This window comes from Fodinicola feengrottensis, from assembly GCF_010993775.1.
Taxonomy (GTDB): Bacteria; Actinomycetota; Actinomycetes; order Mycobacteriales; family HKI-0501; genus Fodinicola; species Fodinicola feengrottensis.
Map to the genome: position 1 here is coordinate 13,712 of NZ_WOTO01000001.1, position 13,290 is coordinate 27,001.

At 62.5% G+C, this 13,290-nt stretch carries 15 protein-coding genes and 3 pseudogenes; 3 read left to right on the forward strand and 15 right to left on the reverse strand.

The genetic code is table 11. The features are described from left to right. Window positions 1-50: 50 nt before the first annotated feature. Together GNX96_RS00090 and GNX96_RS47300 are read right to left on the reverse strand one after the other, a co-directional pair. A complete protein-coding gene (locus tag GNX96_RS00090; RefSeq protein WP_163566554.1) occupies window positions 51-506 on the reverse strand; it encodes a hypothetical protein in 456 nt (151 codons plus the stop codon). Then, complete coding sequence (locus tag GNX96_RS47300) at window positions 503-1,663, reverse strand: alpha/beta fold hydrolase (protein ID WP_390623870.1); 1,161 nt, start codon at window positions 1,661-1,663, stop codon at window positions 503-505. Before GNX96_RS47300 ends, GNX96_RS00090 begins: the two co-directional genes overlap by 4 nt. A 144-nt stretch (window positions 1,664-1,807) precedes the next feature. On the opposite strand from GNX96_RS47300, the pseudogene GNX96_RS62015 reads away from it, so the two are divergent. Both GNX96_RS62015 and GNX96_RS47305 read left to right on the forward strand, forming a co-directional pair. Continuing rightward, window positions 1,808-1,864: pseudogene (locus GNX96_RS62015) on the forward strand (hypothetical protein); the annotation flags it as partial. Window positions 1,865-2,021: 157 nt separating this feature from the next. Beyond that, a complete protein-coding gene (locus tag GNX96_RS47305) occupies window positions 2,022-2,372 on the forward strand; it encodes a TetR family transcriptional regulator C-terminal domain-containing protein (protein WP_279578867.1) in 351 nt (116 codons plus the stop codon). Here the strand turns inward: GNX96_RS47305 and GNX96_RS00105 are convergent. From GNX96_RS00105 to GNX96_RS00150, 11 genes and pseudogenes are all read right to left on the reverse strand, one after another. Next, window positions 2,349-3,146 carry a CPBP family intramembrane glutamic endopeptidase gene (locus tag GNX96_RS00105; protein WP_163566556.1) on the reverse strand — a complete coding sequence of 266 codons (798 nt, stop codon included), beginning with the start codon at window positions 3,144-3,146 and terminating at the stop codon, window positions 2,349-2,351. The two genes, GNX96_RS47305 and GNX96_RS00105, sit on opposite strands and share 24 nt — an antisense overlap. Window positions 3,147-3,202: 56 nt before the next feature. After that, window positions 3,203-3,529, reverse strand: coding sequence for a DUF1048 domain-containing protein (locus tag GNX96_RS00110; protein WP_163566557.1), 327 nt, complete (start codon window positions 3,527-3,529; stop codon window positions 3,203-3,205). A gap of 1 nt (window position 3,530) precedes the next feature. Then, a complete protein-coding gene (locus GNX96_RS47310) occupies window positions 3,531-3,779 on the reverse strand; it encodes a DUF1048 domain-containing protein (RefSeq protein ID WP_313885562.1) in 249 nt (82 codons plus the stop codon). 126 nt (window positions 3,780-3,905) lie between these two features. Beyond that, the gene (locus GNX96_RS00120; RefSeq protein WP_163566558.1) at window positions 3,906-4,673 is read right to left on the reverse strand and encodes an ABC transporter permease; all 768 of its coding nucleotides are present in this window, start codon (window positions 4,671-4,673) and stop codon (window positions 3,906-3,908) included. Beyond that, window positions 4,670-5,476 (reverse strand): annotated as a pseudogene (locus GNX96_RS00125) (ABC transporter ATP-binding protein). The gene GNX96_RS00120 and the pseudogene GNX96_RS00125 overlap by 4 nt, the downstream one beginning before the upstream one ends. Before the next feature lie 29 nt (window positions 5,477-5,505). After that, the gene (locus GNX96_RS00130; protein ID WP_163566559.1) at window positions 5,506-5,835 is read right to left on the reverse strand and encodes a PadR family transcriptional regulator; all 330 of its coding nucleotides are present in this window, start codon (window positions 5,833-5,835) and stop codon (window positions 5,506-5,508) included. Window positions 5,836-5,934: 99 nt separating this feature from the next. Beyond that, window positions 5,935-6,702 carry an alpha/beta fold hydrolase gene (locus tag GNX96_RS00135; RefSeq protein WP_279579032.1) on the reverse strand — a complete coding sequence of 256 codons (768 nt, stop codon included), beginning with the start codon at window positions 6,700-6,702 and terminating at the stop codon, window positions 5,935-5,937. Between the two features lie 545 nt (window positions 6,703-7,247). Beyond that, entirely contained in the window at window positions 7,248-7,619 is a 372-nt protein-coding gene (locus GNX96_RS00140) for a hypothetical protein (RefSeq protein ID WP_163566561.1), read from the reverse strand. A gap of 262 nt (window positions 7,620-7,881) precedes the next feature. Further along, the gene (locus tag GNX96_RS60755) at window positions 7,882-8,691 is read right to left on the reverse strand and encodes a group II intron maturase-specific domain-containing protein (RefSeq protein WP_452124455.1); all 810 of its coding nucleotides are present in this window, start codon (window positions 8,689-8,691) and stop codon (window positions 7,882-7,884) included. Between the two features lie 24 nt (window positions 8,692-8,715). Next, a pseudogene (locus GNX96_RS66945) lies at window positions 8,716-9,152 on the reverse strand (reverse transcriptase domain-containing protein); the annotation flags it as partial. 772 nt (window positions 9,153-9,924) lie between these two features. After that, complete coding sequence (locus tag GNX96_RS00150) at window positions 9,925-10,245, reverse strand: hypothetical protein (RefSeq protein ID WP_163566562.1); 321 nt, start codon at window positions 10,243-10,245, stop codon at window positions 9,925-9,927. A 263-nt stretch (window positions 10,246-10,508) separates the two neighbouring features. On the opposite strand from GNX96_RS00150, the gene GNX96_RS00155 reads away from it, so the two are divergent. Further along, window positions 10,509-11,831, forward strand: coding sequence for a hypothetical protein (locus GNX96_RS00155; RefSeq protein WP_279578868.1), 1,323 nt, complete (start codon window positions 10,509-10,511; stop codon window positions 11,829-11,831). Window positions 11,832-12,669: 838 nt separating this feature from the next. Here the strand turns inward: GNX96_RS00155 and GNX96_RS62020 are convergent. After that, window positions 12,670-12,930: a tyrosine-type recombinase/integrase gene (locus GNX96_RS62020; protein WP_390623871.1), complete on the reverse strand. Its 261-nt coding sequence runs from the start codon at window positions 12,928-12,930 to the stop codon at window positions 12,670-12,672. Continuing rightward, window positions 12,923-13,222 (reverse strand): hypothetical protein, encoded by a 300-nt coding sequence (locus GNX96_RS47315; protein ID WP_279578869.1) that lies wholly within the window; start codon window positions 13,220-13,222, stop codon window positions 12,923-12,925. The genes GNX96_RS62020 and GNX96_RS47315 overlap by 8 nt, the downstream gene beginning before the upstream one ends. Window positions 13,223-13,290: the final 68 nt, after the last annotated feature.

Genomic DNA, 13,290 nt, shown 5'->3' on the forward strand with positions numbered 1-13,290 from the left:
GCGAACTTAGTTCGTCACGTAGAACTAAGTTCGCGCCGGCAGGTGTGCCGCTAGTAGACGCCCATCGCACACCAGCTGCCGTAGTGGTCAGCCGTGTACCGGACGGTGTGGTTGTAGGCGTCCCGTACCAGCCGTCCAGACAGTCGCGGCTGGCCCGCCGTCGACAGAAACGTCGTGTCGTACGAGTTGTACGTGCCCGGCGGGAGCTTCGGATTTGTTCTGTTCTGGTAGTCCTCGCCACCCCAGATCCACACCCATTTTCCGCCGGCTGGGCTTTGGACCCGCCACTCCTCCTTGTTGCTCGGACCATTCCGGGGCCATCCGAAGTCCAGCCACCAGCGTGCCAAGGCCGACGACGGATCCGCGCACGCCGCTGGTTGGGAAACGCTGGCCGGTACGGCCCTGGTGGCGATCGCCGCGCTGGCTGGTGTCGACATGCCTGCCAGCAGGGCAATGCCAACGGCGGCCGCGGCGACGACCTGCTGGAATGGTCTTCCGGTTCTCATGGAGATACCTCCGCGCGTCTCGGGGACACGGCTCCCGGAATCGGGACCGCACTATGTCCCTGTCTAGGCGATCTGGGTTGTTCGGAGTCGGTTTCGCCGGGGCGAACGACAAACTCCGAACAACCGTCCGCGCTTGGAGCACGGCGATTTGCCGTCGCGGCTATGGATGCCTGACCCAGAAATTCTCGAGTTCCGCGTCCAGCGCGGCACTGGCCTGCATCGGCAGCGAGTGTGTGGTGTGCGGCCAGATCCTGACCTGCGCATGCGGGATCAGTTGCGCCTTCTGGCTGCGCGCCGTCGCCGGACAGCGAGTCGTCGGACGCCAACGCGACGTAGACCGGCATGCGCAGCCCCCGCAGCTCGCGGTCGGTCAGTAGGTTCGGCGTAGGCAGGCTGCTGGAATCGAAGTGCTCGCTGCCGGCCGCGATCATCCGGACCATCGGGTCGTTGGGGTCGACCTCGCCGTCCTTGACGCCGCCGATCTTGTTCAGCGCGTGGTCACGCCACGACTTCGGCATGCCGGGAAGGGACGCCACGGTCGTCCACCCCACGGCCCAGGCTGGGATGATCCCCAGGGTCATGATCGGTTCCAGCAAGGTGAGGCTGGCGATGCGGCCCGGATAGCGTACGGCGACCGTGGCCGCGAGGCCACCGCCCTGCGAGTGGCCGACCAGGTGCACCCGTTCCAGGTCGAGACCGGCCAGCGCCTCCTCGACCCATTGCGCGCTGTCGCCGATGTCCCGCATTGGAATGGTCTGCGTGGACAGGCCGCTGTCACCGATGGCGTCGAAGGCGTAAACGGTGCGGTGAGCGGCAAAGTCCGGCAGGTTGGTTCCCCACATCGGCACACCACTGGCACGGCCCGGTAGCAGGACCACCGGCACGTCGTCGACGGGATGACTGTTGATCCAGACGTACGCATGCACCGTGCCGAAGCTGGTCGCGACATCGCGGGCCTGGGTCGGTTTTGGCAGCGTCGCGATTGCCGCTTGATAGGCGCTGACGTACGCCTTTTGTCCTGCCAACGTGCGGAAATGTCCGACGCCAGGTCCGCTCGCCGCCAGCAGCGTGACCAGGCCACCGGTGGCGAGCCCGACAACCCCGGCCAGGAGCACCACAGGCCAACGTCGCCGCTTCTGCTTCGTCTCGGCAGTCATCTCCAGCCATCTCCTACGGTCGCTTTTGCAATATGTTCGTATTGTAACAGGTCGCAATACGGTCGTACCGGATAAGCTCGTTGGATGCCGAAGATCGTCGACCACGAGCAGCGCCGCTCCGAGATCGTCCGCGCGCTCTGGCAGATGATCGCCACCCACGGCGTCGAAGGAGTCAGCCTGCGCGAGGTGGCACAGGCCGCCGAGGTCTCGATCGGCCGGATCCAGCACTATTTCGACAGCCGCGAGGCGCTCGTGCTGGCCGGTCTCGAACGCCTCATCGCGCAGGCCGCGCGCAGCGTACGAGGAGACCGCCAGCTCATCGCCGCGCGACCGGTTGCTGCATGTCCTGGTCCAGCAGGTGCCGCGCAGCGAGCTGGGACGGATCGGCGTCACCGTCTGGTACGCGTATCTGGCCACCGCGATCACCGACCGCCGCATCCGCGAGGTCCTTGCCGAGGCCCTCCGCGGCGGCGAGACCGAGTGCGCCACCCACGTAGCGGCCCTGCGCGGCATAGACAACGTGGAGGCCCGTGCGGTGGCCCGGCGGTTGCTGGCACTGTCCGATGGCCTCACGTTGCGCGTACTGGTCGACGGGCTCGACCCCGACGACGCGATCGCCATCCTGCGGGCTGAGGTGGACACCGGCGATCAGGCCGCGAAAAGTCGGGTTTTGCGACCAGTGCGGTCAGGACGTGAGACCTGGCGCTAGGTTGAAGATGAGAGCGATGAGGCCGCCTGCCGTGAGTACGAGAGTCGTGCCGGGGTGCATTCCGATCGACAGCCGAAGGTCCTTCTTCCACCAGACGAGCAAAGGCCCCGGGAGGAAGAAGATCACCCGGGAAATGAACGACCAAGGTGACCAGAAATGGTAGAGCGAAAACAGGACCGTGTTGACCAGCGGCGCCCACCGGCCCAGTTGCGGAAGCCTGGGCAACAGGAAGCCACGGAAATAGAGTTCCTCGATGAGCGGCAGGGAAAATCCGGTCAGCGGCAGGCACACGGCTAACGTGATAATCACCGTCGATCGCGAGTAACCATGGAGGTATCCGGTCGCTGAGCCCGCGCCATCGAACGGCAGCCACGTGAAAAACGCTTGGTAAACGGCGTTGTCCAGGGATATGAGCCCCGTCGACACCACCACGAACCACACGATCAGAGCGGCGACGATCGCGACGAGCTTCCCACCCGAGACCGGCTTGTCCAGGTATTTCAGTACGCCACGCAGCGAAAGGCGGCCATTGCGTTGGCGGCCCAACCACAGCAGCCCGAGCAGGACCGGCCCGAGAACAAGGCACAGCGCGATCGCCCAGCTCACGAACGACGGACAGCCGAGGGCCTTCACGACCGGTTGGACAAGAAAGTAGACAGCGACGATCAGAGCGCCGGGGACGAGATGGAGCGTGATGGAAAGTGGAAGAGAATGGCGATCGGCAAGCAGCTTCTCCACTACTCGGTTCGGTCTGGCGATTTCCTTGGTGGCCATGTTTTTCACCTCATGAAAGACGTGGGTAGTCACCCGGCGTCGGGCGCGACGGGTGCCTATTTCTCGGCAGTGCCAGGCTTCCCGCTGATGGATTGCTGATAGATGTCCGAATAGGTGGGCGAGTCTTTCACCAGATCGTCGCAGAATGCCGCGACGTCGTCGCCGATGAGCTGTAGAACTCCCTTGCCGGCGGCCGCGCCTTCCTCGAAGAAGTCGACGATCCCCGGGAGAAGGGTCCCGTCAGTAAGCTCGACCGGCCCGACCTTGAAGAAGTACTTCTGGATCTCCTTGTAGACGATCTGGTAGTCCGGTGGGAGCGCCTTGACCCGCGCCAGGTGCGCCCGCCACTGTTTCTTGCCCTCGATGATGTCTTGGATTCCCACGTTATTCTCCTAGCTTTCCCAATTTCCTTGCGACGTTCCTGTTCAGCTGTTCGCGCCACCGGTCGCGATAGTTCCGGGCTCCTTCGCCACCCGCCAGCGCCGCGCAGAAGCCCTCGATGTCGTCACCGAGCACCTCGTGAATGCTTTGCTTCTCGGACGCCGTTTCTTCCAGCAGTCCCAGCGCACCGTCGAGAATCGGCGTCAGGTTGCGGCCGGTGAGGTCCGAGTACGAAAGAAGATGAGCGCTGATCTGCTCCCCATGCCGACCGGTAGTCGGCCGGCAATGCCTCGGCCCGTACGTCGAATGCTTTCCATTCTCTGGTGATGTCGCTTCCGGTGATGGTTTCCCAGAAGTTCATTCCTCGCCCTCCTTGAGCTAGGTGATCTTGCGGCGATAGATGACCATGGCGAACGCGAAGGCGACAACGAGGATGCCGACCATCCAGGCGAGCGCGATCCAGATGTCGCTGTTGCCCGGCTGCTGCGCGAACAGGTCGCGGACGGTGTTGACGATGGGCGTCACCGGCTGGTTGTCGGCAAACCATCGCACCGGAGCGGGCATGGTGCTGGTGGGTACGAACGCCGAACTGATAAACGGCAGGAAGATCAGCGGATAGGAGAACGCGCTCGCACCGGAGATCGATTTCGCTGTGAGGCCGGGGATAACCGCGACCCAGGTCAACGCGAGAGTGAACAGGATCAGGATGCCGGCCACCGCCAGCCATGCCCACACTCCCGCGCCGGTCCGAAAGCCCATGATGAACGCGACGGCGAAGACCACCGCGACCGAGATGATGTTGGCTACCAGCGAGGTCAGCACGTGCGACCACAGCACGCCCGAGCGTGCGATCGGCATGGACTGGAACCGCCCGAAAATCCCGGTGGTCATGTCGGTGAAAAGCCGGAACGCCGTGTACGAGATGCCCGAAGCGATCGTCATGAGCAGGATGCCCGGCAACAGGTAGCCCACGTACGTACCGCTGCTGGCCCCATGGCTGATCGCTCCGCCGAACACGTACACGAACAACAGCATCATCGCGATCGGAACGATCGCCGTGGTGATGATGGTGTCCATGCTGCGCGTGACGTGTTTCAGCGAGCGCCCGGTCAGGACAGCGGTGTCGCCGATGATGTGCATGCTCATTGTTGGGTCCCCTCTCGATTCGCACTCGCACCTGCCGCGGCCTTGGGGTTTTCGCCGACGAGGGCGAGGAAGACGTCTTCGAGGCTCGGCTGTTTTTCGACGTATTCCACTCGCGGGTGGTAGCAGTCGCTTGAGTTCGGCGAGGGTGCCGTTCACGATGATCCGACCCTCGTGCAGGATCGCGATCCGGTCGGCGAGCTGTTCGGCCTCGTCGAGGTACTGCGTGGTCAGCAGCACCGTCGTACCGCCAGCGGACAGTTGCTTGACGGCATTCCACACCTCGATGCGTGCCTGCGGGTCGAGCCCGGTGGTCGGCTCGTCGAGGAAGATGACCGGCGGGTTCCCGATGAGGCTCATCGCGATGTCGAGGCGGCGGCGCATGCCACCGGAGTATGTCGCGACCTTGCGCGCGGCCGCGTCGGTCAACGAGAAACGTCTCAGCAGGTTGTCCGCGACCGAACCAGGCTTGCCGACATGCCGCAACCGGGCCACCAGTACGAGGTTTTCGCGCCCGCTAAGGATTTCGTCGACAGCCGCGAACTGCCCGGTGAGGCTGATCGACTTCCGTACGTCCGCGGGCTTGCGGGCGACGTCGAAGCCGTTGACACGGCTGTGCCGGTGTCGGCTCGCAACAGGGTGGACAGGATGTTCACGATGGTGGTCTTGCCCGCGCCGTTCGAGCCGAGCAGCGCGAAGATGCTGCCGCGCGCGACCTCGAAGTCCACGCCGTGCAGCACTGGCAGCTTCCCGTACGACTTCGTCAGGTTCCGCACCTGGATCACCGGCGTCTGCGGTGTCGGCATCAGATGGTTCTCTTGTGCGTTGGACATGGTCATTTGCCTTTTTCTCGGAGTTGTTCGAGTCGTTCTGCGAGGAAGTCCCAGGTCCTCCAGAACTCTTGGAGGTAGTCCCGTCCCGCGGCGTTGAGGGAATACACCTTGCGCGGCGGACCCTTCTCGGACGGAACCTTCTCCACATCGACGAGTCCCTGCCGCTCAACCCGGACCAGCAGCGCGTAGATGGTGCCCTCGGCGATGTCGGAAAAGCCCTGGTCCCGCAGCCACGCCGTGATTTCGTAGCCGTACGCGGACCGGTCGGACAGGATCGCGAGAACAACGCCCTCCAACGTGCCTTTGAGGATCTCCGTCGCCTGCTTGCCCATGGAGGTCCGCCCTTCTACTCAGTGACACTGACTACTGGTAGATAGTAGCGCCGACTACCGGTAGATAGCAACACTGAATAGTGGGCCGCTCGCCGAGGCTTACGTCGGCGGATCGAGGGCGACGACCTCGCGTACGGCCGCGGCGATGGCCGGGGAAGCCTTTTTCAGGATCGCACCATGACTGCTGGGGACCTTCGCGGTCATCTGGACGTGCGGGTTGCGGGCGATCACCCCAGCGAGGCTGGTGCGTATCCGTTCCTGCTCATCACCGCGGCTCCCGAAGGACGTCCCCGAAGCAACGACATACCGCACGGGGACGGTGATGTCGTCCAGCACGGGGGCCAGCTCATGCTCGCGGGAGATCACGCCGAGCTCGATGTTGCTGTCGGCCTGCTGTTCGGCGGTCATCCGGGGAGTAAGGCCGGTCGGACGCAGCAGCGGCATGAACCAGTTCAACCGCCGAAACAGCGTCCGGATCCGCTGCTCCATGGCCTCGTCGAGCCAGTCATATGGGTACGCGCCGTCAACGAGGACCGCGCCAAGGGTCCGGTCCGGGTTCCGGCTGGCCCAATGCGCCGCTACGTACGCTCCGTAGGACCAGCCCACCACCAGTGGCCGGTCCACACCTCTGGCCGCGAGAACGGTATCGACATCGCGGACGGCGCCCGCAAAGGAATAGTCCGCCGATCGCTCCGATTTGCCGCGGGCCCGCTCGTCGTAGGTGATGTGCCGACAACCCGTCCCCAGTTCAGCGATAACCCGCCGCCAATACCCTTGAGTGGCGAACTGACCATTGAGGTAAACCACCGGGATACCGGAACCACCAGTGTCAGTGACGGCCAGGGCCGTATCGTCGACCGGCACCATTCCGGTCCACTTCGCATGGGTCGAGGACGTGCTGTTTTTGTTCATGCAGCTACTGTCTGCGTCTGCCCTGACGCCATCCCGCGCTGACGCGGTCATGGAGACAGTGTTCCCATCTGGTCACGAGGAACGAGCAACTCGTCCCTGGCGACAACAAGCGGGTCTCAGGCTGATCTGATCGAGGCCTCCAGACGCAGGACCGCCTGGTGTGAAGCCTTGGCCCCGTCCGGGGTGTCGCCTAGCGCGACCGCGCACGCGATACCGGCTACCAGCCGGCAGGGCGATCTGGGTGAAGCGAATCCGATCCGTACGGCTGGAGCTCTCGGGCTCGTGTGCCTCTCTCGGTGTCCGTACAGCAGCAGCGGCCCTCGCGCTCGTTGCACACAGCCTGTCGGCCGTATCGCCCTTGGCGTGATCTCGGCTCATGCGGTACCCATGACCTGAAAATGCGCTTGGTTTTCGCGCCCGTCACTGCTGCTGAGACTAAGTCTGAGCAGCGATAACCCGTTGGACTGTCGCCAAAACATCGGCATCCTCTACCAGCTGTGCTACCTGGTAGGCCGCCTCACCAGCGGCCTTTGCTGCGTCGGCGCGTCTAGGGTGTAGTACGCCGTCTCGTATAGCCGAGCAGCAGCCCAAGCTTTGTCGGCAGCAGCCTTGTCATCGTCGAGCTGCTCGGCATCCAGTTCGTCCGCGGTGAACTTGTCACGCACCTGCTTCACCCAAGTACGCAGCCCAGAGTCGCCATACGCACCAGCCATCAGCGCGGCGCGGATTTCCGGTAAGCCGTCGAAAGCCCCGCCGGTGATGGTTGCCATCTCTAGCATCTGTGCCGCCACGGCGCGTTGAGCCTGTGCGCTGGCGGCCGCCAACTGGCGCCATACCTCTACAGACAGCAACTCCATGCGGTTGGTGATCATGGTTTGGGGCCTCCTTGGCCGTGGGATGGTCCTGACGGCGGTGGCTCGTAATTCCACTTGCGACGGTTCATGGCACCGCGGTTGGCCTCGTACTGGCGCTTGGTGAGCGTGCTCGACTTGATGCCTTTTGCTTGGATCCGATCAGTAGGGTCGGCACAGGGCGCGGTGCCGATGTGGCCACCGGTCCGTTTCCCTGCGCCGCCCTCCGAACCCGACGTGCCGGTCTCCCGGCATCGGGCTCTCCGCGTGTCTTGGCCACTGGTTAGCCGTTGGTGGCTGCTGGTTTGGGGGACCATGGGGTTGCGATGGTGTTGCCGCGGTAGCGGTAACGTGTGATGGCGACGCTGGATGCGCCGCTGAAGATGGTCCCGTTGTGGGCGAATCGCCATCCTCTGTCGCAGAACCGGCGGCGGAGTTCGGTCATTCCGAGCTGGTGTTTGCCTGCGTACTTGGCACGTATCCAGCGCATGATCCGCTTCCATGTGAAGCTGTCGATCGCGTTGAATACAGCCGCAGACACGCCGTGTCGGAAATAGTTCGCCCATCCCTTCAATGTCCGGTTGAGACTGACGAGCAGTTCATCCAGGTCCATGTGCCGGGTTGACCTGTACGTCTTGGCCTTTACCTTGCCCTTGATCGACGCGATGGCCTTCTTTGGACGGGGGATGGTGTAGACGTACTGCTTCTGCGTTCCTGGTTTGCGCATCCGACGGATGTGGAAGCCGAGGAAGTCGAAGCCCTCATCGATATGGACAACACGGGTTTTCTCCGGTGCCAGCTGTAACCCCAGAAGGTCGAGTACAGCTGCCACCTCCTCCCGCAGTGTCTCGGCGTGGTGGCGCTGCCCGTCCACCATGAGGACAAAATCGTCCGCATAGCGAATGAGTCTCCACACGCCGAGGCCATTACGTCTGCGTTTGCTCCGCTGGTATGCGGTTCCCATCTCCCGGTGCCATTGCTGGGCAAAGTGCTCGTCCAGCGCGGACAAGGCGATGTTCGCCAGCAGCGGAGAGAGGATTCCGCCCTGCGGGGTCCCGGTCACTGTTTCTTCCCGATCGCCGGACGTCGTCATGACCCCGGACTTCAGGAAGGCCTTCACCAGCGCGCAGACTCTCTTGTCCTTGATTCTCGCCCGTAGGCGACACATCAAGCCGTATGCGATATTTCATCGAAACAGGCTTTGATGTCCGCCTCCAATATCCAGTGGTAATTCCTGGGGTTGGTGGCGAAAAGATGAATCTCGGCAACAGCGTCGTGTGCGCGCCGGTTCGGGCGAAAGCCATACGAGCACGGTTGGAAATCCGCCTCGAAGATGGGCTCCAGCACCGCTTTGAGGCTTGCCTGGACTACGCGATCGGCGACAGTGGGAATCCCGAGTTTCCGGACTTTCCCGGTCGTCCCCTTGGGGATCATGACCTGTCGTACTTCGATCGGCCGGAACTCACCGGATTTCAGCGAGTCACGGATATAGCCCAAGAACTCCCCGACCCCGACCCGAGTCTCGATCCAGGCCACGGTGGCCTTGTCGACACCCGGAGTCCTCGCCCCAGCGTTGTTGGACACGCGTTCCCACGCGTACATAAGAAACGCTGGAGCGTAGACGAGGTTGAACAGGTCACCAAACCGGCGAGAGGAACGTTCTCCCGCCCAATGGTGCAGTTTGGTCTGCATCCTCCGTACCGTGCCGCGAGCCGAATCGGGATCCGGCCACAACACAGCGCCGGTATTCACCGACACGTCTTCGGACATTGCATTCCCTCCCTAACTGACACGCTGCCGCCCTTCCCCATGCGCCAGGCTTTCCCCGGCTCGGAGTACTACGGCGGCTCCGCCCCATCCGCGCCTTCGGTCGGCATCGGACCTATCCGCACCCCGACCCTCTGGTCGAAGGCTTGGCGCGGAGCGGTCACGGACGGTTCCCACGTTCACTGCTGTTCGGTTGACGGGTTAGGCACCCGGCTTTGCCCCTGCGGCATCGCCACGGCTACGCCGTAGACAATTCACCATGGCCTCCCGCCCAGACTGCGAAGACCCAGACAAGGAGTTCCCCACCCGCAAAAGGTGGGTGCGCGCCGCGTTCCAGCCCGTATCCACCGGATTTGAGCTGGCGCCATGTTAAGAGGCGTAACAACACCGGTTCCTCGCGTATACCTTCTTCCCGTCTTGCTCACCACGCCCGGCCCATCCGGCAGTACCGAGCCGACGCGACTTTGTCGAGGCTGCTCCCACCCTCACCGACGACCCTCGGCTCAGGCTGCCTCCAGCTTCACTCCGCCACTACGATGACGAAGAGATGGATGGTCTCTCACCCCCATCCGATACAGCAGCGCCTCGTGGCGCACTCACAGTCATAGCAAACGTCCAGGCCAGCCCCGATGGCGACTACCCGTCGGTTGGTACGGTCGGCCCAGTCGATGCCACGAACCTCGGCGTGTTTGCGTTCCCGATCCTTGGACACCACCTGGGCGCCGTAGATCTCCAGATGCGGCAGTACGGCTTCGGGGATGCTGCCGCCTCGGCCGCTGGCGGTCATAAGGCGTAGCTCGTTGCTGCCGTCCTGGTCGGTGACAACCAGCGCCGAGATGCACTGCTCCTGAATCCATAGCTTCTGCCGTTCCGACCACACCCAGGGGACATGCCGCTGGGCGTCGCTGGCGCAGCGTCTCGTCCAATCTTGGCGTTCAGGTGCCAGGAGTTGATCGCGACCTCGGTTGTAGACACGCTGGAGCCGGGCGAAGGACTCTTCGAGACTTTCGTCCGGCATAGCGGACAGTTTGCCACGAGGTGAATGCGTAGGGTGACGATCAGTCATACACACATCGCCAGCAGCAAGAAGCGCCCCGGACTGAGGCATACTCGATGCTGTCCGTATGACACGCCCCTCCGCTGATGAGTCTGATGGCAAATAACCGCTCGCGTAGCAGGGCAAGACAAGCTGCCAGAACGGCTGCCGATGACACGCCCAACCCCTATCTGGGGTCCGCGATCATAGACATCGAGCCGACGGTGACAGGTGCTATCCGCACTTTTCGTCGTCCAGGAGATGCTGACCTTGCTGACGTGCAGCGGTCGGTACTGCGTGAGTTGACCGATGCTCAGGAACGCCGTCCACGGCTGCTCGCTGAGATCTCGGCGTGCGCGAGTGATGCAGATCCATTACTGCTGTACAGCCGTTTGGTGACACTTGCTGGAATGCGGCGAATCATGCCTGGCCCAACCGTTTTTGGCTTGGATGCAGTGCTCGAGTTCTATGGTGGCTTGGTGACTGCAATGCAGCCAGATGAGGTCGTCGCGCGTCTTGGATCTGACGATTCACCTCAGTCTTTGTATGAAATGGATAATTTACTGCGCGAGTATGCGATTGCTGAAAGACGCGTGGGAGATGGCCAGGTGCTGCTGAAAGGCGCTTCGGACTCACAGGCCGGCACTCGTCATCTGTTGGACTTCGAGCAACGATTTGATCGGATGCTTGGCTATCCAGCACAATTGCGGCCAATCTTCACCTCCATCACGGATCCACTTGAGGATAAATCACGTGCGGCCTTGGGCTTCTCGCTTGGGGACGCGTTGATGGCTGCCGATGCTTACGGTTCGGTACTGACTGAACGGCGCCTACGAGCAGCACAAGAGTGTGAGAACGCGTTCGGTTCCATTCCTCGGGATGTCGATCGCAACACCTTGGTGTGGCACTTGGCTTGCCGTACAGGGGCGCTGGCGACGTTCGGTTCTGCGCCGGTCGAGGAGGATCTCGTTGGTGTCATCGTTGAACGCGCGGGCCTTGCGAGCGCCGAAGTCGCACGGTTGGTGGCGGCCTTGACCACTCATCTGGGTAGCCAGCAAGAGCTGACCGGAATGCACGACACCAACACGTTGCGTCGGCGGTCGATCATTGCACTTCCGGATGGCCGCTGTCTCTGGGCTGTGCCAGACGATTTTATCCACGTCGCACTGGACTGGGCTGCAGAGGTATGCCAACGAGAACCTTTAATGATCAAAAGCTTCGATCGTGAAAGGCAGACGGCGTGCGAGCGCCTTACACAGCAGGCATTGGCCGGAATCTTCGGTGAAGACGATGTCCACGCTGCCGTCACTTACCCTGGTGATGGACGACCTGATATTGACGTTCTCGTCGCGTCACGTGGATGCAGCCTAGTAGTGGAGGCGAGGGGGGGGGGGACGATTTACAGACCCAGCACGCCGAGGAGCGCCTGAACGTGTCAAGAAGAAGAGCCAAGAGTTCGTGGACAAAGCCCTGGACCAGAATGCTCGGTCTATAGCGCATCTCCGAGCGGGCGCCGTTGACTTGAAAGACAAGAACAAACGGCGCATCTCCATTCCAAACTCGCCACACATTGCCTCCATGATCGTCACACTTGACCGTGTGGACCCCTTCGCGACGCACATGCCCGACGGAGGAAAACGGGCGGGTGTTCCTGTGGAGGGGACATGGTTGGTGAACCTTGCCGATCTGACCTTAGTAACCGATATTTTGCGTAATAGTGCCGAATTCTACGCCTATGCTGAAACGCGTGCCCAGGTCAATAGGATCGGTTCGCCAAGGGTCTTCGTGGAGGCTGACGCACTCGGCCACTGGTGCGAACATCGCATCACGCCCATACAGAACGAGCCTGGCGAGCTCGCGCTGTTGAGCATGTCCTCTCAAACAGTGAACGACTATTACACGTTCGTTCACTCTGACGGGGATCGCGAGCCACCCGCTCGTCCCACGAGTGGTGTGCCTGTGGAGGTCCTTGCGGCGCTTGACGATGTTCTTCGCGACGAGCCAACACGTTGGCACGGCTTGATCACAGATGTCTTCGCTCTGCCGTCAACCAGGTGGGACCTGGTCCGGAAGGCGATAAAGCGTTGCGCGGAACCGCAGTCTACGCGGCGGGCCAAGAAGCGAACTCGTCGAGCTTCTTCAGGCATTCAGCTGTCCCGGAATCTTCGCGTGGTGGTCCGGAGTCGCGACCTAGCGGCCGCAGAATCGCCGTCCTGTGATCTCGTAGTCACCGTTAGGTAAGTCGGAGGAGATAGCCCACAACGCTACTCAGCTCGTCTGCGGTCGTTTTGGCATTCGTGCGGAGAGAGTCGATGCTGCACGCTGATCAACCTCCGATACCCAGGCCGTGTAGATGCGAAGGGTCGTCGTACCCCCCCCGGAGTGACCAAGGCGGCCGCCGACGGTGCTGGGATCCACACCAGAGGTGATCAGCTCGGTCGTGCTGTAGTGGCGCAGCTGATGCAGGTGGCTGTCGATACCGAGGCGCTTGGCGAGTCGGTCGAAGCGTTGCGTTGCGGTGTCAGGCAGCGGGGGGGGGAGCGGAGCCGTCTACCGCGAGAGAGAATACGTACGCGTCCGGCGGCAACGTCATGTCGAGGGCCTTGGCGCGTTTCTCGGACCGCGCGCGTAGTTCGCGGAGCACCTCGATTGTCTCGGTGTCGAGCGCGATTCGACGCCGCTGATGTGTCTTGTTCAGCTTCTCAAACCTGCCCCCTTTCCTATGCGCGATGCTCGTACGGATCACGAGTACGCCGTTGTCGAGGTCGAGGTAGCTCGGCACGCGCCTCTTGCGGCCCTCAGATTTGTCCTCGGTCCACACCTCCTTTGGTCCCCAATGGATTGCGCACAACTCGCCTCGACGGGCACCGGATGTCATTCATTGCTGTC